Origin of the sequence: Massilia sp. ST3, from assembly GCF_018119405.1 — a bacterium.
Classification (GTDB): domain Bacteria; phylum Pseudomonadota; class Gammaproteobacteria; order Burkholderiales; family Burkholderiaceae_D; genus Telluria.
Map to the genome: position 1 here is coordinate 1 of NZ_JAGPWC010000059.1, position 22,159 is coordinate 22,159.

General features: G+C 68.2%; 15 protein-coding genes and 1 tRNA gene. 8 read left to right on the top strand and 8 right to left on the bottom strand.

From position 1 onward, the window contains the following. The 4 genes from KBW98_RS17935 to KBW98_RS17950 all read right to left on the bottom strand — a co-directional run. On the bottom strand, window positions 1–1,203 hold a 1,203-nt coding region (locus KBW98_RS17935; protein WP_229429270.1), incomplete at its 3' end, for a DEAD/DEAH box helicase. 292 nt (window positions 1,204–1,495) lie between these two features. Beyond that, the gene (locus tag KBW98_RS17940) at window positions 1,496–2,233 is read right to left on the bottom strand and encodes a hypothetical protein (protein WP_211521529.1); all 738 of its coding nucleotides are present in this window, start codon (window positions 2,231–2,233) and stop codon (window positions 1,496–1,498) included. Window positions 2,234–2,250: 17 nt separating this feature from the next. After that, window positions 2,251–2,871, bottom strand: coding sequence for an LON peptidase substrate-binding domain-containing protein (locus KBW98_RS17945; protein WP_211521530.1), 621 nt, complete (start codon window positions 2,869–2,871; stop codon window positions 2,251–2,253). A 128-nt stretch (window positions 2,872–2,999) separates the two neighbouring features. Next, a complete protein-coding gene (locus KBW98_RS17950) occupies window positions 3,000–3,449 on the bottom strand; it encodes a hypothetical protein (RefSeq protein WP_211521531.1) in 450 nt (149 codons plus the stop codon). A 226-nt stretch (window positions 3,450–3,675) separates the two neighbouring features. Between KBW98_RS17950 and KBW98_RS17955 the strand changes: the two genes are divergently transcribed. The 4 genes from KBW98_RS17955 to KBW98_RS17970 all read left to right on the top strand — a co-directional run bounded on the left by KBW98_RS17955 (window position 3,676) and on the right by KBW98_RS17970 (window position 10,590). Beyond that, complete coding sequence (locus tag KBW98_RS17955; protein WP_211521532.1) at window positions 3,676–6,036, top strand: CHASE domain-containing protein; 2,361 nt, start codon at window positions 3,676–3,678, stop codon at window positions 6,034–6,036. Between the two features lie 156 nt (window positions 6,037–6,192). Further along, complete coding sequence (locus KBW98_RS17960; protein ID WP_229429271.1) at window positions 6,193–8,226, top strand: TonB-dependent siderophore receptor; 2,034 nt, start codon at window positions 6,193–6,195, stop codon at window positions 8,224–8,226. Between the two features lie 13 nt (window positions 8,227–8,239). Next, window positions 8,240–8,728, top strand: a complete 489-nt coding sequence (locus tag KBW98_RS17965) for a YfiR family protein (RefSeq protein WP_211521533.1) — start codon at window positions 8,240–8,242, stop codon at window positions 8,726–8,728. After that, on the top strand, window positions 8,725–10,590 hold the full coding sequence (locus tag KBW98_RS17970; RefSeq protein ID WP_211521534.1) for a bifunctional diguanylate cyclase/phosphodiesterase: 1,866 nt from the start codon (window positions 8,725–8,727) through the stop codon (window positions 10,588–10,590). Before KBW98_RS17965 ends, KBW98_RS17970 begins: the two co-directional genes overlap by 4 nt. A 77-nt stretch (window positions 10,591–10,667) precedes the next feature. Here KBW98_RS17970 and KBW98_RS17975 read toward each other — a convergent pair whose 3' ends face one another. After that, entirely contained in the window at window positions 10,668–12,563 is a 1,896-nt protein-coding gene (locus KBW98_RS17975) for a diguanylate cyclase domain-containing protein (RefSeq protein ID WP_211521535.1), read from the bottom strand. A 253-nt stretch (window positions 12,564–12,816) separates the two neighbouring features. Here KBW98_RS17975 and KBW98_RS17980 point away from each other — a divergent pair, with 253 nt between their 5' ends. From KBW98_RS17980 to katG, 4 genes are all read left to right on the top strand, one after another. Continuing rightward, a complete protein-coding gene (locus tag KBW98_RS17980; RefSeq protein WP_211521536.1) occupies window positions 12,817–13,209 on the top strand; it encodes a YbaN family protein in 393 nt (130 codons plus the stop codon). Between the two features lie 101 nt (window positions 13,210–13,310). Then, entirely contained in the window at window positions 13,311–14,129 is an 819-nt protein-coding gene (locus tag KBW98_RS17985) for an isocitrate lyase/phosphoenolpyruvate mutase family protein (protein ID WP_211521537.1), read from the top strand. A 76-nt stretch (window positions 14,130–14,205) separates the two neighbouring features. Beyond that, complete coding sequence (locus tag KBW98_RS17990; RefSeq protein ID WP_211521538.1) at window positions 14,206–15,171, top strand: MBL fold metallo-hydrolase; 966 nt, start codon at window positions 14,206–14,208, stop codon at window positions 15,169–15,171. A gap of 152 nt (window positions 15,172–15,323) precedes the next feature. Continuing rightward, complete coding sequence (katG, locus tag KBW98_RS17995) at window positions 15,324–17,573, top strand: catalase/peroxidase HPI (RefSeq protein WP_211521539.1); 2,250 nt, start codon at window positions 15,324–15,326, stop codon at window positions 17,571–17,573. A 49-nt stretch (window positions 17,574–17,622) separates the two neighbouring features. Here the strand turns inward: katG and KBW98_RS18000 are convergent. The 3 genes from KBW98_RS18000 to dnaG form a co-directional block, all read right to left on the bottom strand. Continuing rightward, window positions 17,623–17,701 (bottom strand) — tRNA-Ile (locus tag KBW98_RS18000). A gap of 120 nt (window positions 17,702–17,821) precedes the next feature. Then, entirely contained in the window at window positions 17,822–20,077 is a 2,256-nt protein-coding gene (rpoD, locus tag KBW98_RS18005; RefSeq protein ID WP_211521540.1) for an RNA polymerase sigma factor RpoD, read from the bottom strand. 218 nt (window positions 20,078–20,295) lie between these two features. Next, window positions 20,296–22,092 (bottom strand): DNA primase, encoded by a 1,797-nt coding sequence (dnaG, locus tag KBW98_RS18010; RefSeq protein ID WP_211521541.1) that lies wholly within the window; start codon window positions 22,090–22,092, stop codon window positions 20,296–20,298. Window positions 22,093–22,159 lie beyond the last annotated feature (67 nt).

Consider the following 22,159-nt stretch of genomic DNA (forward strand, 5'->3'; position numbering starts at 1 on the left):
CCAGCCGGCCAGCTCGCCGCGCGGGACGCTCTGCTTGATCAGCTTCTCGATGTCGCTCAGCAGGCGCTCGTCCTTGTCCGAGTACACCGAGATCGCGTCGCCCGAGGCGCCGGCGCGGCCGGTACGGCCGATGCGGTGCACGTAGTCCTCGGCGTTGTACGGCAGGTCGAAGTTGATCACGCACGGCAGGTCGGAAATGTCGAGGCCGCGCGCGGCCACGTCGGTCGCCACCAGCACCTCGACCTCGCCCTTCTTGAAGGCGTCAAGGGCGGCCATGCGCTCCTGCTGGGTCTTGTCGCCGTGGATGGCCGAGGCCTTGATGCCGCGCTGCTCGAGGTGGCGCGACAGGCGCGAGGCGCCGATCTTGGTGTTCGAGAACACGATCACCTGCTTCAGCTCGCGCTGGCGGATGATGTGCTCGACCACGTCGCGCTTGTGCTCCTCGTCGACCTTGTAGACCACCTGGGTGACCTTGTCGGCGGTGGCGTTGCTGCGCGCGACCTCGATCGTGACCGGGTCGGTCAGGAAGGTGTTGGCCAGCTTCTTGATCTCTGGCGAGAAGGTGGCCGAGAACATCAGGTTCTGGCGCTTCTTCGGCAGCAGGTTGATGATGCGCTGCAGGTCGGGCAGGAAGCCCATGTCGAGCATGCGGTCGGCTTCGTCCATGACCAGCATCTGCACCTGGCCCAGGCTGATGTTCTTCTGTTCAACGTGGTCGAGCAAGCGGCCCGGGGTGGCGATCACGATCTCGACGCCGCGGCGCAGGGTCTCGGTCTGGGGCTTCATGTCCATGCCGCCGAACACCACGGTCGAGCGCAGCGGGGTATGGCGCGAATAGGCCTTGACGTTGTCGGCCACCTGCACCGCCAGTTCGCGGGTCGGGGTCAGCACCAGGGCGCGCACCGGATGGCGCGCCGGCGACATGCTGGGGTTGGCGTGGGCCATCAGGAGCTGGATGATGGGCAGCGAGAAGCCGGCGGTCTTGCCGGTGCCGGTCTGGGCCGCGCCCATGACGTCGCGGCCCTTCAGCACCACGGGAATCGCCTGGGCCTGGATCGGGGTCGGATGGACATAGCCCTGGTCCGAAAGCGCGCGCAGGATCTCGGGCGCCAGGCCGAAATCGGCGAAGCGCACGGTCGGCTGCTCGGTCGCCGCGACGGCGTCGTTATTGTTCGCGTCGTTATTGTTCGGTGTGTCAGACATGTTCTTTTCGGGCATTCATTGGTTCAGCTCTACGGCCCGGCTGCTGGCAGCCGGCGCGCGCGAATCAGACTCCGGGTGGGAAACGGCGGTGGCCGCTGGGCGGCGCGCTGCCGGATGGCGCACGGGCATCGAGGTCGTCATCCGGTGTCACCACCGGGACAATGCGTCGAGTACACGGACGTAGAGGCACTTTTAGCGGGTGACACGATACCTGAAATCGCCCCCACTGTATATGCTGACCTGTTCTCTGGACAATTTGTTAATGGGAAACAGTCCATGCGCGGCCGGCGGATCAGGGCTTCCAGCCGCGCTGCTGGGCCGCGCGCTCGGCCACCGGGTCGAGGGTGGCGCCGGCGCTACGCTGCTCGATGGCGTCCAGTACCGCCTGCGGCAGGACGCTGCCGTCGAGGTAGGCGGCGCCGGCCTGCCCTTCGGCCAGCACGGGGATGGTCCAGCGCCCGGCGCTGCGGCAGGCCAGGCCGGCGGTGGTGTCGACCACGAAACTGCGGCAATAGGCGCCGTCCTTGGCGATGAAGGTGACGCCGATGCGCACCCCGGTGTCGGAGGGCCCCGGGGTGGCGAGCTGCTCGCCCAGCGCGTGCAGCAGCCTGCCGCGCGCCACCAGGGCGCCTTCGCTGTCGACCAGGGTCACCAGGCCGGGATCGGCGCCCAGGCTGCGCCAGCCGAGGGCGCCGGCCAGGATGCCGGTGGCCAGGGCGCCCACCACCGCGGCCCAGTGGTTGCGGGTCCAGGCCTGGCGCGGCGGCGGATGCGGCACGGTCCGGCCAGGACGCAGCGCGTCGAGGTGCACCACCTTGGCCCCGCCGGGCGGGACGTGGCGCTGGGGCTGGCTGGAGCCGTCGTGGCCATTGGCCGAGACGCCGATCACCCGGCTGTGGCGGGCGCGGTGCTGGGCCACGCGCGCGGCCAGCACGGGATCGGCGCCGACGGCGCGCTCGACGGCCGCGCGCGCCGGTTCGGCGAGTTCACCGTTGATGTAGGCGATCAGGAGGTCGTCCGAGAATTTCATGCCAGCCAGCCATAGGTCTAGGAGGTGATCAAGCCGTGTTCGTCGAGTACGTCATGCAGCAGTTCGAGCCGGATCACCGGGTTATCGAGCATGAGCATCTGATGCTTCTGCTGGTTCGGCAAGGGCAGCAGTTCGCACCAGCGGTTCGCCACCCAGCCGCAGTCTTCGAGCCGGAATGGCGGCTGCACCGGCCAGCGGTGCTGGGGCACGTCGTGCAGCGAGGCCAGCACCCGGTCGAGGGCGTCGGCCGCGCCTTGCAGCTCGGACGGCACCGTCACCTCGTGGTCGTCCTCGACCAGCTCGGCTTCGGCCATCCACAGCCCGTTGACGCGCTGTTCGGCGGTGACCACGGAAAAGCGCGAGCCGCCTCTGCACAGCACCTGCAGCAGGCCGGGCGTGGTGGCGGTGGTCTCGGTGACCGAGGCCACCGTGCCGGCGGCAACGAAGCGTTCCTGTTCCGCCCCGGGCCGGCGCACTTCCTGGCCCTGGGTCAGCAGCACCACCCCGAAGGGTGTCTCGTCCAGCAGGCAGCGGCTGATCATGTCGAGGTAGCGCACCTCGAACACCTGCAGCGGCAGCACCCCGTCCGGAAACAGTACCGTACTGAGCGGGAACAGTGGCAAGGAAATCGTCGACATACTCCCATCATGACAGAATCGACGGCGAAACGGGAGCACGATTGCGGGCCTGCGCGGCCCTCCGCGCAGAGGGTGCGGCGCGGCCGGGACCGCCCTGTCCGCATGCATATTTCCCGCGCTTGAAGGCCTCAGGAATCGGGGCCGCGCAGCGGCAGCCAGCGCAGGGCCTGCACCAGGTTGTCCAGGCGCCAGCGCAGCCGGTCCAGGCCCGGATCGGGCCAGGCCAGCACCCGCACCCGCACCACGCCGCCGGCCACCAGCGGACAGGCGTAGGCGTGTTCCCCTTCCTCCTCGAAGGTCAGGCGAAACTCGCGCCAGGGAGCGACGTCGACCGGGCCGAAAACCAGCGGCGCGCTGTCGCGGTTGCGCAGCAGCAGCACGTCGCGCACCCCGCGCGTCAGGCGGATCTCGGCCGGCACCTGCAGGCCCGCCCTGTGCGCCCCGGGCGGCGCCTCGAGCAGCAGCTCGTGACTGCCGCCGCCCAGCGGGGCCAGGGTCGCCCACAGCAGCGCGAGCAGCAGCAGGCCGCCCAGGCCCGCCAGCGGCCAGTGGCGGCGCAGCGTGTCAGGCAGCCTCATGACCAACCCTGCGGGCAGCCTCGGATGGGCCAATTAATATGGATGGGCGCATGTGAGCGCATGGTCGTCTGTTGGATTGCATTGGATAAATATTCTGCCATATAAGTTCTTGCCAAATGCGAAGGTCGCGTGCGCCCTGCAAGCGAAAGGGTGCGTATGCTACAAGGACATCCGCGCGATTCCGACTAACTTCTCCGCCACGGCCTTGCCGTGCGCGTTCGACGCCATGCAGCAGCCCGATCCAGCACCGACGCCCACGCTTCCCCGTGGCCGGCTGCCCCTCCCGGGGTCCGGCCAGGGCCCGCTGCTGCTGGCGATGTTCGTGTTCCTGGTCACCCTGGTGGCGACCTACAGCGCCTGGAACGGCGCGCGCCACGGCGCCCAGGAACAGCTGCGCGAGACCTTCGACTACCGCACCCGCGACATGGCCTACAGCATCGAGCGCCGGATGGCCGTCTACGAGCAGGTGCTGCGCGGCGCGCGCGGCTACCTGCGCGGCTCGGTCGCGCTCAGCCGCGCCGACTTCGCCGAGTACTACCGCCAGCTGCGCCTGGACCAGCACTTCCCCGGGCTGGAGGCGATCGGGATCGCCACCGCCATCCCGCCCGGCGGCCTGGCCGCCCACGAACGCGGGGTGCGCGCCGAAGGCTATCCGCACTACGCCGTCAGTTCCGAGGGGCCGCGCGAGTCCCAAACCGCGGTTTCCCACATCGAACCCTTCTCGGGCCGCAACCTGCGCGCCTTCGGCTACGACATGTTCAGCGAGCCGGTGCGGCGCGCGGCCATGATCGCCGCCCGCGACAGCGGCCAGGCCGCCCTGAGCGGCAAGGTGGTGCTGGTGCAGGAAGGCACGGGCAGCCAGCAATCCGGGGTGCTGATGTACCTGCCCGTGTACCGCGCCGGCATGCCGGCGGCGACCGTGGAACAGCGCCGCGCCGCCCTCGCCGGCTGGGTCTACGCGCCCTTCCGCATGAACGACCTGATGCGCGGGGTGAGCGGCATCGCCGTGCCCCAGCTCGAGATCGAGGTCTACGATGGCGAACAGGCCGTTCCGGAGGCGCTGCTGTACCGCTCCCCGGCGACCACGGCCGCCCCGGCGCGCTTCGACGCCACCCGGCGCCTGGCGATCGGCGGCCGCGCCTGGACCGTCAGGATGCGCCCGGATGCATCGATGCTGGCCACCCTGGACACCACGCGCCCGATGCTGATCGCGGTCACCGGCACCATCCTCGGTTTCCTGCTCAGCCTGGTTGTCTGGCTGCTGGCCACCGAGCGCCGCCGCGCCCTGCAGCTGGCCCAGTCCATGACCCTCGAGCTGCGCGAGTCGCACGACCGCATCGCCGCCGAGCAGCAGCGCATCCGCGTGATCCTCGAGAACGCCTACGACGGCTTCGTCGCGGTCGACGAGTCCGGCCGCATCACCGACTGGAACGCCCAGGCCACGCGCATCTTCGGCATGACGGCCGAGGAAGCGGTGGGACGCCCGGTCGAGACCCTGCTGCCGGAACCCCGGCGGGTGGCCTTCCGCGCCGCCTTCGAGGCCTTCAAGCGCGGCGGCCCCTGCTCGCTGCTGGGCGCGCCGCGGGAGGTCGAGGTGCTGCACGCCAGCGGGCGCAAGCTGCCGGCCGAGCTGGCGGTGGCCCTGCTGCCGACCGGCTCGGTGGCCGGCGCCAGCGTGTTCGTGCGCGACATCACGCCGCGGCGCGAGGCCGAGGCGCGCGAGCAGCAGCGCCAGCAGCGCCTGGACGAGGCGCGCCAGGGCCTGCTGCGCGCCCAGAAGCTGGAAGCGGTGGGCAAGCTGACGGGCGGCGTGGCGCACGACTTCAACAACATCCTGCACATCATCAGCGCCAACGTGCAGCTGATGCTGCGCGCCGAAGGCCCGATGAACAAGAAGCGCCTGCACAGCATCCTCGACGCGGTCGACCGCGGCGCCAAGCTGGCCGGCCAGCTGCTGGCCTTCGCCCGGCGCCAGCCGCTGCACCCGAGCGTGGTCGACGTGCGCGAGCTGCTGGAGCGGGTCGACAGCCTGCTGCTGCGCGCCGCCGGCGACAGCATCACGGTCGAGCGCAGCGCGCCGCCCGAACTGTGGCCGACCCTGGTCGACCCCAACCAGCTCGAGAACGTGCTGCTCAACCTGGTGATCAATGCGCGCGACGCCATGGAAGGCGCGGGCACCATCGCCCTGCGCCTGGCCAACGTGACGGTCGACGCCGAGGCGGCCCAGGCCGACCCCGAGCTCACGCCCGGCGACTACGTGCAGGTGGCAGTCAGCGACACCGGCCAGGGCATGCCGCGCGAAGTCATGGAACGCGCCTTCGAGCCCTTCTTCACCACCAAGCCCGAAGGCAAGGGCACCGGCCTGGGCCTGTCGATGGCGCACGGCTTCGTGCGCCAGAGCGGCGGCCATATCCGCCTGGCCAGCACACCGGGCCAGGGCACCACGGTCACCATCTACCTGCCGCGTCACGTGGCGCCGGCCTTGCGCGAGCCAGTCGCGGCGGCCGAGCCGGGCCAGGCGCCGGACGCTTCCAAGGCCTCCGAGGCATCCGAAACCGCCGCCTCGGACGCCGGGGCCCACTCCTGAGCGCGGCCCGCCCTCTCCCTTTGCCTTGTTGTTTTATGTTGACAAAAGCAGTAAAGCGCATGCTCTTTTATTGCCCTCTGGTATTATCTGGTGACATAAAGAAATCTCACCAAATCTAACCATCTCGGACAGCTGGCCACGTGCCGCTGACGTGGCATGCGCTCACTCGACCGCCCTTACCCTGCACTTTCCCTGCCGGCCGCCGCCGCACTGGCGCTGGCGGCGTTGCTGGAAACGCTTCCGGCCGCCGCCGCGCCTGTCGGCGCCCCTGCGGAGACGCCGGCCCTGGCCGAGCTGCCGCTGGAAGCGCTGATGGGCATGAAGATGGTGAAGGCCGCGTCCAGGTTCGAGCAGCTGATCAGCGAAGCGCCGGCGGCCGCCAGCGTGCTGGACTCGAGCGACATCCGCGCCCATGGCTGGCGCACGCTGGCCGACGCGCTGGGCTCGCTGCCCGGCCTGTTCACCACCAGCGACCGCAGCTACGCCTACCTGGGCGCGCGCGGCTTCGTGCGCCCGGGCGACTACAACAGCCGCTTCGTGTTCATGATCGACGGCGTGCGCACCAACGACAGCGTGTACGGCCAGGCCATGCTGGGCAATGAAGGCCTGGTCGACATGGACCTGGTGCAGCGCATCGAATTCATTCCCGGCGCCGGCTCGGCCATTGCCGGCTCGAGCGCGATGTTCGGCGTGATCAATGTCGTGACCCGCGACGGCAATGCGCTGGCGGGTCCGCGCGTCGCGCTGGCGGCCGGCGGCGACGGCGAACGGCGCCTGCGCGCCAGCTACGGCTGGCATGGCCGGCACGGCGCCGACCTGCTGGTGTCGGCCAGCGTGCTCACGCGCGACGGCGAAACCCTGTACTACCCCGAATTCGACACGCCCGACCAGGGGCACGGCATCGTCCGCGGCGGCGACGGCGAGCAGGCGCGCCAGTTCCTGCTCAAGGCCAGCACGGGCGGCTTCACCTTCTCGGCCAACCACGTCCACCGCAGCAAGGGCACGCCCACCGCGTCCTACGAGACCCTGTTCGGCGCCCCCAACCGCACCCTGGACACGCACAGCGTGGCCCAGCTGGCGTATGCGCGCACGCTGGCGCCCGGCCTGGCGCTGTCGGCCCAGGCGGTGTGGGGCAAGGCCGACTACCTCGGCCACTATTACTACGCCGGCGCCGGGGACCTCCCCATCGACAACGTCGACGGCAGCCATGCGCGCTGGAGCGGGCTGAACCTGCACGCGACCATCACCGCTTTCGCCGGCCACAAGATCGTGGCGGGCGCCGATCTCGAGCACGACGCCCGGCGCGACATGTTCAACTACGAGGCCGAGCCCTATGTCTCGCGGCTGGACGAGCGCCGCTCGGCCGACAAGCGCGGCGTGTTCCTCGAGGACGAGCTGCGCCTGGGCGAGCGGGTGCTGGTCAACGCCAGCCTGCGCCACGACCGCCACAGCACCGGCGCGCGCAGCACCAACCCGCGCCTGGCCCTGCTCTACCGGCTCGCGCCCGGCACCACCGCCAAACTCATCTACGGCAAGGGCTTCCGGGTGCCGAACGCCTACGAGCTGTACTACAACGTACCGGGCGAAGGCGGCCAGCTGGCCAATCCGGACCTGGCCCCGGAGCGCATCCGCACCGCCGAAGCCGTGCTCGAACACGCCTTCGGCGCCGGCGGCCACGCGCGCCTGTCGCTGTTCGATTACCGCATGCGCGACCTGGTCTCGCAGCAGCAGGAGGCGGACAGCGGACTGCTCATCTTCCGCAACCTCGAGCACGCCAAGGCCCTGGGCATGGAGGCCTCGGCCGAGCAGGTCTACGCCAGCGCGGCGCGCCTGCGCGCCAGCTACACCTGGCAGCGCGCGCGCGACGGCGACGGCGCGCCGCTGCGCGCCTCGCCGCGCCACCTGCTCAAGTTCAACGGCGTGCTGCCGCTGGCCGGCCAGCGCGCGCGCCTGGGCGGCGAATTCCAGTGCCTGTCGGCGCGCCTGACCGAGCATGGCCGCGTGGGCGGCTATTGCATGAGCAACTTGACCCTGTCGAGCACGCGCCTGGTGCCGGGCGCCGACCTGTCGCTGAGCGTGTACAACCTGCTGGACCGCCGCTATGCGGACCCGGCCGGCCCCGCCTTCGTCCAGGAAGCGCTGCAGCGCGAGGGGCGCTCCATCCACGCCAAGCTGGCCTACAGGTTCTGAGATGCGGCGCGGATTGAGCTCCCTCGCATGCACGGTGGCCGGCGGCGCGCTGCTGGCCGCGGCGCCAGGCTTGGCGCCGGCCCAGGTGCGCGACGTCGAGATCAAGGCCGCCTACATCTACAACTTCGCCCAGTTCACCAGCTGGCCCGAGGCCCGCGCGCGCGCGCCCCTCGCGGTGTGCGCCGACCGCGCCAGCGTGCTGTGGCCGGCGCTGCTGGCCTATAACGGCAAGCCGGCGGGCGGGCGCGCCTGGCTGGTGGCCGACGCCACAGCCCATCCGAACGCGGCCGGCTGCGACCTGCTGGTGCTGGGCCGCGCCGCCGGTGCCGTTTCAAGCCCCGGCGTGCTGGTGGTGCGCGACGGCCTGGGCGGCGCACCGGCCGCCATTACCCTGGTCGACGACGACGAGCAGCTGCGCTTCGACGTCGACACCCGCGAGGCTGCGCGCAGCGGCCTGCGGGTCAGTTCGAAATTGCTGCGTCTTGCAAGGAATGTCCTATGAATGCCGGCGCCCACCGCCTTCCGCGCATGGCGCGCATGCTCGGCGCCGGCCAGCTGCTGGCCGCCGCCGCCGCCCTGAGCCTGGTCGGCGGCACCCTCCTGGCCTACCAGTTCGTCACCCTGCGCCATGGGCTGCAGGCCGGCATCGGCATCCATGCCCAGGTGCTGGGCGAGAACATCTCGGCCCCGCTGATGTTCGGCGACCGCGAAGCGGCGGCCGACATCCTGAACGCCTTCCAGGCCGACCCTGCCCTGGTCGACGCCGTCATCTACGACGCCGGCGGGCGCGAATTCGTCGCCTTCCGGCGCAATACGGCCGCGCCCAGCACCCTGGCCCAGCTGGCGCCGGGCTGGTTCGGTCCGGTGGTGCAGGAAAGGCCGATCGTGCACGGCGGCCGCAGGCTGGGCGGCATGCTGCTGCGCGCCGAGACCGATGCGATTTCGACCTCGCTGCAGAACTACGGCGTCCTGTTCGGCCTGGCCTCGGCCGGCGCCCTGCTGGCCAGCGCCCTGATCTCGCGCCGCAGCCGCCTGCGCGTGGCGCGCGCCGAAGCCAAGCTGGCCTACCTGGCCTATACCGATCCGGTCACCGGCCTGCCCAACCGCCGCGGCGGCCAGGAGGAACTCGACGCCGCGCTGGCCCAGGCCCGCGAAAGCGGCGGGAGCGTCGGCCTGGTCCTGATCGACCTCGACAACTTCAAGGTGGTCAACGACAGCGCCGGCCACGCGGCCGGCGACCAGCTGCTGCACGAAGTCGGCGCGCGGCTGCGCGCGGCGGCGCGCCCTGGCGACCTGGTGGGCCGCTTCGGCGGCGACGAATTCATCGTCATCGCGCGGCCGCTGGCGTCAAGCGACGCGCTGCGCGACATTGCCGAGGCCCTGATGGAAGCGCTGCGCCGCCCGATCCAGCTGGACGCCACCGAAGTCACCGTCACCGGCAGCGCCGGCACCTGCGTCTTCCCCCAGGACGCGGCGAATGCCAGCGAATTGATGTGCAATGCCGACGCCGCGCTGTACCACGCCAAGGGCGGCGGTCGCAACCGGGTGGGCGAATTCAAGCCGGCCATGATGCACGCGACCCAGCGCCGCGCGCGCCTCGAGCGCGACCTGCGCCGCGCGCTCGAGACCGATGGCCTGGCGGTGTTCTACCAGCCGCAGTTCGACTGCGCCACCGAGCGCATGGTGGGCGTCGAGGCCCTGCTGCGCTGGATGCATCCGGAGCACGGCTTCATCGGCCCGGACGAGTTCATCCCGGTGGCCGAGGAATGCGGCCTGATCGTCGCGATCGGCGAATGGGTGCTGGAACGCGCCTGCCGCGACGCGGTCGACCTGGGCCGGCGCAGCGGCGCGCCGCTGCACGTGGCGGTGAACGTCTCGGCGCGCCAGTTCCGCGAGAAGGATTTCGTGCGCAGCGTCGAGCGCATCCTGGCCGAGACCGGCCTGCCGCCGCACCGCCTGGAGCTGGAACTGACCGAGAGCATGCTGATGGAAGACCGCGGCGCCGCGATCGACTTCATGCACGCGGTGCGCGCGCTCGGGGTGCGGATGTCGATCGACGATTTCGGCACCGGCTATTCTTCGCTGTCGTATCTGCAGTCCTTCCCGATCAACCAGCTCAAGATCGACCGCAGCTTCGTGCGGCCGCTGCCGGCCGACGGCCAGATGCTGGCTGGCGCGGTGATCGGCCTGGCGCACGATTTCGGGCTGACCGTGGTGGCCGAGGGCGTGGAAGACCGCGCCCAGCTGGCGTGGCTGCAGCGCGCGGGCTGCGATTATGCGCAGGGCTACCTGCTGGGGAGGCCGATGCCGCTGTCGGCGCTGGCGGCGCGGTTGCTGGAAGAGCCGGTGGCGGTGAACGTATAGTTGAACGCGTCGGCGGCAAAGCCGCCAACCCTACGCGGCCCGGTAGGGTCGGCGGGTTCCCCGCCGACGCGTTCCACTCACTCCACCTTGGTCCGGTAACTGCCCGACACCCGGTTGCGCCCATGCGCCTTGGCGTCGTACATGGCGAGGTCCGCGCAGCGCATCAGCGCTTCGGCGTCGCCGCCGCAATCCGGATACAGCGCGTAGCCCAGGCTGCCCGAAATGCGCAGCACCCGTTCGCCGTCCTCGAAAGGCTCCTCCAGGCGCGCCAGGATGGTGCGCGCCACCTGCTCGGCGCCGCCCGGGGTATCGCAATGCGGCAGCAGCACCGCGAACTCGTCGCCGCCGATGCGCGCCAGCAGGTCGGATTCGCGCAGCGCCGCGCGCACGCGCTGGGCCACCATGCGCAGCAGGCGGTCGCCCGCCGCATGGCCCCAGGTGTCGTTCACCGGCTTGAACTTGTCGAGGTCGAAGTAGACCACCGCGACCCGGTGGCCGTCGCGGTCCGCCGCCGCGATGGCCTGGCGCAGGCGCTCGCCGAACAGCACCCGGTTGGGCAGGCCGGTGAGCGCGTCCTGGTGCGCCATGCGCCGCATGCGCGCTTCCTCGTGCTTGCGCGCGTCGATGCTGGAGAAGGTGCCGACCATGCGCAGCGGCTTGCCGTCCTCGGCGCGCTCGGTCACGGTGCCGCGCGCGTCGATCCAGCGCCACTCGCCGCTGCGCAGGCGCACCCGGTGCTCGGCCGCGTAATCCTTGGTGCGGCTGTCGAAATGCGCGCGCAGGGCCGCGCGCACGGCGGGCAGGTCGTCCGGATGGACGATGTGCTCCAGCATGCCGCCGTACCACGTGATCACCGGATGCTCGGCATCGAGGATCAGCTGGGCGCGCGGCGACAGCTTGGCCTCGCCGGTGCGCAGGTCGCAGTCCCAGACCCCGTCGCCGGCGGCATTGAGCGCCAGTTTCCAGCGCGCCTCAGCCGCACCCAGCGCCTTGAGCGCGCGCCGGCGGCGGTCGGCCGCCCCGATCGCGGCCCAGCCCAGCGCCGCCAGCACGAGCGACACCGCCACCCCGCTCCAGTGCAGCATGGCGCGCTGCTGGGCGTTGCGCGCCATGGCGTCGGGCACGGCTTCGGCGGCCGTCACCGTCAGGCCATATTCCGGCAGCTTGCGCCAGGCGTGGTCGCGTTCGATCCCGTCGAGGCGGCTCAGCACGTGGAAATGGCCGCTGACCGCGGCGCCGGGCGCGTTGTAGGGCATGTCGGGAACGACCCGGCCCATGTCGCGGTTACCGCCCTGGCGCGTGCTGCGGCCGATGATGGCGCCGTCCGAGCGCACCAGGCTGATCGCCGCGTTCGGCCCGAGATCGATGCTGTCGTAGAAGCGCAGGAAGTAATCGGGAGCGACCGAGGCGCCGATGACGCCGAGCAGGCGGCCCTGGGCGTCGCGGATCGGGCGGGTGAACTGCACGATCCAGGCGCCGGTGATGCGGCAGCGCGACGGGCGGCTGACGTACAGGCTGTCGCCGCTGCCGGCGATCTGGGCGTGGAAGGCGGCCAGGTCGCCCATCGGCAGCAGCGGGGGCGCCGCGCCCGCGTTCGTGTACAGCAGGCGCCCTTTGGCGTCGGTGACCACGATGTGCATCGGCACCCGGTCGCGCAGGTGGCGCGCATGCTCGGCGACGCCGGCGGCGAAGCCTTCGGGATCGCGCCGCCAGGTGCCGCGCAGCTGCACCAGGCTCAGGTCGACGATGCCGATGGTGGCGCGCACCTCTTCGGCGAAAGCGCGCGACAGGTTGGTGCGGTTGCCGCGCGCGGCCGCCTCGTCGAGCGCCGCGAAACGCTTTTGCTCGAGCATGACCAGGCCCCAGACCACCGGCAGCATCAAGGCGAGGTAGAGGGCAAGCTGGCGCAGGACGCGCCCGCGCAGGTAGCTGCGCAGCAAAGGCCTGGATAAGAGAAAACGGGACAGGGACATGGCTCGGCGTCGGCCCGGCTGCGGCCGGTGCATGTCGATCAGCGGCGGAAGTGGCCGGGCGTTCTGTGCAAGTTCCGCTGCTGTCGAATAAAAACGCGCCCGTCGTAGAGCCTTCATTATACGAGAGTTGCCCAGCAGAATCAGGCGTTGCCGTTCAATTCAGTGCTTAAAGGGCATGTGCGACTGTTCAAAAGCGGTTCAGTCTTGAAATATTATTTCATCGACCACGCCTGCGGAATGCTAGAGTGAAAGCATGCGACTGTTCTATAACATTGCCGGCGTGCTGGCGGTGATCCTCGGCATCCTGGGGATCTTCCTCCCCCTGCTGCCGACCACGCCCTTCCTGCTGCTGGCCTCGGCCTGCTTCGCGCGCGGTTCGGAGCGCCTGCACCGCTGGCTGCTGTCGCACCGCGTGTTCGGCGCCTACCTGCGCAACTTCGAGGAAGGACGCGGCATCCCGCTCAAGGCCAAGGTCGTCGCCACCGCGCTGCTGTGGCTCTCCCTGCTGGGCGCCATGCGCCGCGTCGACCACCTGGGGCTGCAGGCGCTGCTGCTGGCGACCGGCATCGGCGTCAGCACCTATATGTGGCGCTACCTGCCCACCCTGCGCCTGCCGCGGCAAGAGAAACCTCCGCACGAAGCCTGACACTCCACAGCCTCGCTGCACGGCGGTTCGGGAGCGCCTGTACCGGTGCGGCTCAGGCATGGCATGATGTCGATCAATCAACACCAAACAAGGAGAACACGATGTCGACCTGCCCGGACCGCCAATTCCACGCCCTGCACCAGGACGGCCTGCTGCTGCTCGCGAACTGCTGGGACCCGGGCAGCGCCCGCATTGCCGCCCTGGCCGGTGCGCCGGCGCTGGCCACCAGCAGCGCCGCCGTCGCCTGGGCCCACGGCTACCCGGACGGCAGCAAGCTGCCCTCGCACCTGCTGGTGGAAACGGCCGCGCGCATCGCCGCCAATAATGCGCTGCCCTTGAGCGTCGACATGGAAGACGGCTATGGCGACGACCTCGAGCAGGTGGCGCGCCTGGCGGAGGAACTCATGGTCGTGGGCGTGGTCGGCATCAACATCGAGGACGGCGCCGGCACGCCCGAGCTCCTGTGCGAAAAGATCGCCGCCATCCGCCGTATCGCGCAGAAGCGCGACATCAGCCTGTTCATCAACGCGCGCTGCGACGTCTACCTGCGCGGACTGGCGCCGGAAGGCGAACGGGTGGCGATGGTGCTCGAGCGCGCCGCACGCTACGCCGAAGCCGGCGCCAGCGGCATGTTCGTGCCGGGCCTGCGCGACCCGGGCGAGATCGCGGCCGTCGTGGCCGGCATCAGCCTGCCGCTGAACGTGATGGCCCTGCCCGGCCTGCCGCCGGTGGCGCAGCTGCGCGACCTGGGCGTGCGCCGCCTGAGCGCCGGGTCGGCCATCGCCGAAGGCATGTTCGGCTACGTCAAGGGATTCACCGAGCACTTCCTGGCCACCGGCGGACTCGACGCACCGGCGGCCAGCCCCGCGCGCTATGGCGAACTGAATGCCTGGATGGAAAGCGCCGCGGCTGCGGAGTAAGGCTGATCGGGCTCGCGCCGGGGCGCCCGTCTTTTCCGGATAATGAAGTGTTATCGGCTTGAATGGCGGATTAGCTATGGAGCTCCTGTTTCTCGGCACGTCCTCGGGCACCCCGACCCGGCAGCGCAACATGTCGGCGGTGGCGCTACGCACGCGCGGCGCGCGCCACTGGGCACTGGTCGACTGCGCCGAAGGCACCCAGCACCGCCTGCTGCGCGCGCCGCTGTCGCTGATGCACCTCCGCACGGTGTTCATCACCCATTTGCACGGGGACCATTGCTATGGCCTGCCGGGCCTGCTGGCCAGCGCGGGCATGCTGAACCGGACCGAGCCCTTGCTGGTCGTCGGACCGGCGCCGCTGCAGCCCATGATCGAATGCATCATGGAAGCGACCCAGCTGCGCCTGCCCTATCCGGTCTCCTTCCTGCTGCCGGAAGACTTGCCGGGCACGCCGGTCCTGCCCGATTTCACCGTCACCGCCGCGCCGCTGTCGCACCGCCTGCCCTCCTACGCCTACGGCTTCACGGAGGCGCAGGTCGAACGCAAGCTCGACCTCGACCGGCTGAGGGCCGACGGTGTGCCGGCCTCGCCGCTATGGGGCGAGATCCAGCAAGGCCGCGACGTCAGTTTGCCGGATGGCCGCCGCATCGCTGCGGAAGACTATCTGCTGCCCGGACGCCGGCCGCGCACGGTGGTCATCGCCGGCGACAACGATACGCCCGAGCTGCTCGCCACCCAGGCCCACCGGGCGGACGTGCTGGTGCATGAGGCGACTTATACCCAGGAGATCCTGGAGAAAGTGGGGCCGGGTCCGCAGCACAGCTCGGCCCTGAAGGTGGCCCGCTTCGCGGCCGAGGCCGAAGTGGGCAATCTGGTGCTGACCCATTTCAGTCCGCGCTACCAGGAAGGAGAAGGCCCGCTGTCGGTGTCGGCGCTGGAAACCGAAGCGCGCACCGCCTATGCCGGGCCCTTGTTCATGGCGCGCGACCTCGACCACTTCGTCCTCGGCCGGGAAGGCGAGCTGCAGCGCGGCGACACCTAGTGGACGTGACCGAGCACCGCTGAGTCCGACGCGGCGGCCGCGCCACAGCGCTGATCCTATCGGAGTCATTAATAAATTTTTATTGTGCCGCGCATGCCGGAGGCCTAGGCTTGATCTGCTTTTGTCAAAACGACTAGCCGATGGAGACCACGATGCCCGACAAGGAAAATACCCAAAGCGTCAGCGAAAGCGAAAACCCGGCGATTCCCTCGCCGACGCCGAAAGCCGGCCGTCCACGAAGAAACAAGGACTGGTGGCCGAACCAGCTGGACCTGTCCGTGCTTCACACCCACTCCCACCTGTCCTGCCCGCTGGAGGAAGAGTTCGATTACGCCGAACAGTTCAAGGGCCTCGACGTCGAGGCGCTGAAGCAGGACCTGATCGAGGTCATGACCACTTCCCAGGACTGGTGGCCGGCCGACTACGGCCACTACGGCCCGCTGTTCATCCGCATGAGCTGGCACGCCGCCGGCACCTACCGCATCGCCGACGGCCGCGGCGGCGGCGGCGAAGGCCAGCAGCGCTTCGCACCGCTGAATAGCTGGCCCGACAACGCCAACCTCGACAAGGCGCGCCGCCTGCTTTGGCCGATCAAGAAGAAATACGGCCAGAAGATTTCCTGGGCCGACCTCGTGGTGCTGGCTGGAAACGTGGCAATGGAGTCGATGGGCTTTAAAACCTTCGGCTTCGGCTTCGGGCGGCCGGATGTGTGGGAGCCCGAGGACATCTTCTGGGGACCGGAAGACACCTGGCTGGGCGACGAGCGCTACAGCGGCGACCGGGAACTGGCCAGGCCGCTCGCCAACGTGCAGATGGGGCTGATCTACGTGAACCCCGAAGGGCCAGGCGGTAATCCCGACCCGCTGGCAGCGGCGCGCGACATCCGCGAGACCTTTGCGCGCATGGCCATGAACGACGAGGAGACCGTCGCCCTCATCGTCGGCGGCCATACCTTCGGCAAGACCCACGGCGCCGGGCAGGCGGTCGACAATATCGGGGCGGAGCCGGAAGGTGCGCCGATCGAGGATCAAGGCCTCGGCTGGAAGAACAAGTTCGGTAGCGGCAAGGGCCCGCACACGATCACCAGCGGGCTGGAAGGCGCGTGGACGTCCAATCCGGTCAAGTGGGACAACGGCTTCCTGGAAAACCTGTACAAGTACGAGTGGGAACTGACGACCAGCCCTGCCGGCGCCAAGCAGTGGACGCCCAAGAATCCCGAGGCCAAGGACACGGTGCCGGATGCGCACGACAAGTCCAAGCGGCATGCGCCGATGATGCTGACCACCGACTTGTCGATGCGCCAGGACCCGATCTATGGGCCGATCGCGAAGCGCTTCCATGACAATCCGGACCAGCTCGCGGATGCTTTCGCCAAGGCCTGGTTCAAGCTGCTTCACCGCGACATGGGGCCGCTGTCGCGCTACCTGGGGCCGTGGGTGCCGGAGCCGCAACTGTGGCAGGATCCGGTGCCGCCGGTGGATCATCCGCTGATCGACGAGCAGGATATTGCGGCGCTCAAGCGCAAGGTGCTGGAGTCGGGGCTGAGTATTCCGGAGCTGGTGTCCACTGCCTGGGGTGCGGCGGCCAGCTTCCGGGGTACGGACAAGCGAGGAGGCGCCAATGGGGCGCGGATACGGCTGGCGCCGCAGAAGGATTGGGAGTCGAATGAGCCGGAGCGGCTGCAGCGCGTGCTGGCGCGGCTCGAGCAGATCCAGCAGGAGTTCAATGGATCGGCGGCTGGCGGCAAGAAGGTGTCGCTGGCCGATCTGATTGTGCTGGCGGGGTGTGCGGCGGTCGAAGACGCGGCCAGGCAAGCGGGGGTGCAGGTGACAGTGCCGTTTGCACCGGGCCGCACCGACGCGTCGCAGGAGCAGACGGATGTCGGCATCTTCGATGTGCTGGAGCCGGTGGGGGATGGCTTCCGCAATTATTTCCGGGCGGAGGATCCGCTGTCGCCGGAAACGCGCTTGCTGGACCGGGCCAATCTACTGAAACTGACGGCACCGCAGATGACGGTGCTGGTGGGTGGGATGCGGGTACTGGGGGCGAATCATGGGCAGTCGAAGCATGGGGTGTTCACTGACCGGCCGGGTGTGCTCAGCAACGATTTCTTCGTAAACCTGCTTGATATCGGTACGGCGTGGCGGCCGTCTGCGTCGGCGGATAAGGTCTACGAGGGTACCGATCGCGTGACGGGCGCAGCCAAGTGGACCGCAACGGCAGCGGATCTGGTCTTTGGAGCGCATTCGCAGCTGCGGGCGCTGGCCGAGGTATATGCGAGCGACGATGCTAAAGAAAAGTTCGTGCGTGATTTCGTGGCGGCATGGGACAAGGTGATGATGTTGGATCGCTTTGACCTGCTGGCACGGCGCAATCCACGGCGGGCCATGAAGGCTGCGTAACAAACGAAAAAGGCTTACGCAGAACACTCGCGTAAGCCTTCATTTTTCTTGGTAGGCCTCCCCGGAGTCGAACCGGGCACCAACGGATTATGAGTCCGCTGCTCTAACCAGGCATGAGCTAGAGGCCCGGAAATCGGGACGGTGACAAGGAACTCGCCACCTGCTCACCGGTGCGGTACCGGATGAGCGAAGTGGCGAGAGCATATTGCTTTTGGAGCAGGCCCGTCAAGCCTGAATTGCTACACAGATCAGCTGCTGCCTTCCAGGAAGCTCTTCAGCTTGTCCGAACGCGACGGGTGACGCAGCTTGCGCAGCGCCTTCGCTTCGATTTGGCGGATACGCTCGCGGGTGACGTCGAACTGCTTGCCCACCTCTTCCAGGGTGTGGTCGGTCGACATCTCGATACCGAAGCGCATGCGCAGCACCTTGGCTTCGCGCGGGGTCAGCGAGTCCAGCACGTCCTTCACCACGCCGCGCATCGATGCATGCAGGGCCGCATCCGACGGCGCCAGCGTGTTGTTGTCCTCGATGAAGTCGCCCAGGTGCGAATCGTCGTCGTCGCCGATCGGCGTTTCCATCGAAATCGGCTCTTTCGCGATCTTCATGATCTTCCGGATTTTGTCTTCCGGCATTTCCATCTTGATCGCGAGGGTCGCCGGATCGGGCTCGGCGCCGGTCTCCTGCAGGATCTGGCGCGAGATCCGGTTCATCTTGTTGATCGTTTCGATCATGTGCACCGGAATACGGATCGTGCGCGCCTGGTCCGCGATCGAACGGGTGATGGCCTGGCGGATCCACCACGTCGCATAGGTCGAGAATTTGTAGCCGCGGCGGTATTCGAACTTGTCCACCGCCTTCATCAGGCCAATGTTGCCTTCCTGGATCAGGTCGAGGAATTGCAGGCCGCGGTTGGTATACTTCTTGGCGATCGAGATCACCAGGCGCAGGTTGGCCTCGGTCATCTCGCGCTTGGCCTTGCGCGCCTTCATTTCACCGGCCGCCATCTGGCGGTTGATGTTGCGCAGGTCCGGCAGCGGCAGCACGACTCTAGCTTGCAGGTCGATCAGGCGCTGCTGCAGTTCCTTGATGGTCGGGATGTTGCGGCCCAGGATGGCGCTGTAGGCGTGGCCGGCGTTGACTTCGCCGTCCACCCATTCCAGGTTGGTCTCGTTGCCCGGGAAGACCTTGATGAAGTGGGCGCGCGGCATGCCGCAGCGGTTCACGGCCACATCCAGGATCTGTTTCTCGATGTGGCGCACTTCGTCGACCTGGCCGCGCAGGGTGTCGCACAGCTTCTCGACCACCTTGGCCGTGAAGCGGATGCCCAGCAGCTCGTTGGAGATCGCTTCCTGCGCCTTGATGTAGGCCTTGGAGTTGTAGCCGTCCTTCTCGAAGGCCTTGCGCATCTTGTCGAATTGCTGGGCGATCTCGTCGAACTTGCCGAGGGCGGCGGCCTTCAGGGCTTCCAGCTGCTCGGCCGAGTAGCCGGCCGCGCCGGAGGCGCCGGAGGCTTCCTCTTCCTCTTCCTCGGCTTCTTCCTCTTCGTCCTCGTCGTCGTCCTCGTCGTCGGTCGAGGTGGGGGCGACGGCGGTCGGCGAGGTCTGCTCGTCTTCGTCCGGGTCGACCATGCCGTCGACGATCTCGTCGATCTTGATCTCGTCCTTCTCGATCTTGCTGGCGGCGTCGATGATCTCGGCGATCGTCACCGGGCAGGCGGAGATGGCCTGGATCATGTCCTTCAGGCCGTCTTCGATGCGCTTGGCGATCTCGATCTCGCCTTCGCGGGTCAGCAGCTCGACCGAACCCATCTCGCGCATGTACATGCGCACCGGGTCGGTGGTGCGGCCGAAGTCGGAGTCGACGGTCGACAGCGCCGCTTCGGCGGCGGCCTCGGCTTCATCGTCGCTCGTGACGTTCGGGACATTATCGGACAGCAGCAGGGTCTCGGCATCGGGCGCATGCTCGTAGACGGCAATGCCCATGTCGTTGAAGGTGCCGATGATGCCTTCGATCGCTTCCGGATCGACGATGTTGTCCGGCAGGTGGTCGTTGATCTCGGAATAGGTGAGGAAACCGCGCTCCTTGCCCGACTTGATCAGGGCCTTGAGCTTGTTGCGGCGCAGTTCGAGCTCTTCCTCGCTGGCTTCGGTGTCGGACGAGAAGGCGTCCTTGAGCAGCGCTTTTTCCTTGGCCTTGCGGTCCTTGGCCTTGGCCTTGTCCGCGGCTTTCAGTTCGGCGCGCTCGACCGCGTTCAGCGCGGCGATCTCGTCGTTTTCGGGCGTGAATTCTTTGGGCTTGCGGCCACGGCGTCCCGGCACCTTGACGGACGGCAGGACATAGCCGGACGTGTCGATCGCAGCCAGGGCGGCCGCATCGGTCGTCTGATTGACAGGCGCGGGGTTCGCCGTACGAACCTCGGCCTTGTCTTGCGATTTGTCCACCTTGGCGGCGGAGGCTCTCGTGGTTTTCGCAGCCACGTTGGTTTCGGGTTTCTTGGTTGGCACAGGCGCTTTCGATGTCACAACGACACTAACTTTACGATGGTTAAAGATAAAGTTTTGTTACCTTACATCACCCTGCAGGCAATCATCTGTTGCCTCGCTAACTGAAACACCACGCCGCGATTGAACCGAAAATCGTTTCAACAGTTGCAATAGTTAGCGTTTTATTATAGCACGCACCCCTGCTTTTTCCAGTTGCGAACACTGGGCCTTGCCCGGGGTCATCGAGGCGTCATTTCCGCGGCTGCCTCGCGGGCCAAGAGGTCCTGCTGAGCTGTGATTTCGCGATAGCGAGCACTCACCTGATCTGGGGTCAGGCCGGAAGAAAACAACTGGTTAAGTTCCTGTTTTAACGCATCCATCTTGATCTGGCGCACGGCGCTAAGCAGCCAGATCCGGTCCGCGTCGGCCTCCGATTCCGGTTCCGCGCCGATCTCGGCGATCAGCTGGTCGTATTCGCCGGTGGCCTCTTTCAATATCTGGGACAGCACGGCGAAGGTGCCGCCCTCGCCCAGTTCCTGGGCCGTTTGCACCAGGTAGCGCATGCGCTCGCCGGATTCCTCGCCGAGGTGATCGAAGGAGGCCTGGGCAGCCTCGTCGAGCAGCAGGGCCAGGTGCGGATGGGCGACCAGGATACGCATGATCTGGCGCTCCAGCCCGACCGGCACCGGGCGGCCCTGGCGCGGCGGCGCGCGGCGCGCGACCGACACCGGCTTGGACAACTCGAACAGGCTTTCGATCTCCGCCGGGGTCGACTGGGTCATGCTGGCCAGGCCGCGCACGATCTGCAGGCGCAGGGCCGACGGGGTCATGGCCTGCAGCAGCGGCTTGGCCTCGAACTGGGCGTGGGCCCGGCCTTCGGGCGTGTCGAGGTCATGCTCCTGGGTCACTTCGCGCAGCAGGAATTGCGACAGCGGCATCGCGTCCTGGATTTCCTGCTCGAAGGCCTCGGCGCCGCGCTCGCGTACGAAGCTGTCCGGGTCGTGCTCCTGCGGCAGGAACAGGAACTTGATGGTCTTGTCGTCCGACACTTGCGGCAGGCAGGCCTCGAGCGCGCGGCGGGCGGCGCGGCGGCCGGCCTTGTCGCCGTCGAAGCTGAAGATCACGTCGTCGGTCTGGCGCAGCAGCTTTTGCACGTGGGTACTGGTGCAGGCGGTGCCGAGCGTGGCCACGGCCTGCGGGAAGCCAAGCTGGGCCAGCGCTACCACGTCCATGTAGCCTTCGGTCACCAGCACGTAGCCGGCGTCGCGGATCGCCTGGCGCGCCTCGAACAGGCCGTACAGTTCCAGGCCTTTCTGGAACAGCGGGGTTTCCGGCGAGTTCAGGTATTTCGGTTCGCCGCCGTCGAGCACGCGGCCGCCGAAGCCGATCACCTGGCCCTTGGTATTGCGAATCGGGAACATCACGCGCTCGCGGAAACGGTCGTAGCGCTTGTGGCGGTTGCCCTCCTCGTCGACCTTGTCGATCACCAGGCCGGACTCGACCAGGGCCTGGGCCTCGTAGTCGGGGAAGACGGAACGCAGGTTGTCCCACCCGCCGGGCGCGTAGCCCATGCCGAAGCGGGCGGCCACTTCGCCGGTCAGGCCGCGGCTTTTGAGGTAGGCGATCGCGTTCGGAGCTTCGCGCAGCTGGGCGCGGTAATAGGCGCAGGCCTGGGTCAGCGCGTCGGTCATGGCCAGTGACTGGGCCTGCTGGGCGGCGCGCTGGGCCGGCGGGATCTTGTCGTCGGCGTCGGGGACGATCATGCCCACGTTCTGGGCCAGGTCCTTGACGGCGTCGACGAAGCCCAGGCCGGAATATTCGATCAGGAAACCGATCGCGGTGCCGTGGGCGCCGCAGCCGAAGCAGTGGTAGAACTGCTTGGTCGGGCTGACGGTGAAACTGGGGGACTTTTCGTTATGGAACGGGCACAGGCCCATGAAGTTCGCCCCGCCCTTCTTGAGCTGGACATAACGGCCGACCACGTCGACGATATCAACGCGGTTGAGCAAATCTGTAATGAATGATTGCGGAATCACTTAACTTACTCAGTGTTTGTCTGGACTCAGACTATACCGCAGCGCTTGCTGCAAGTTGACATACAAC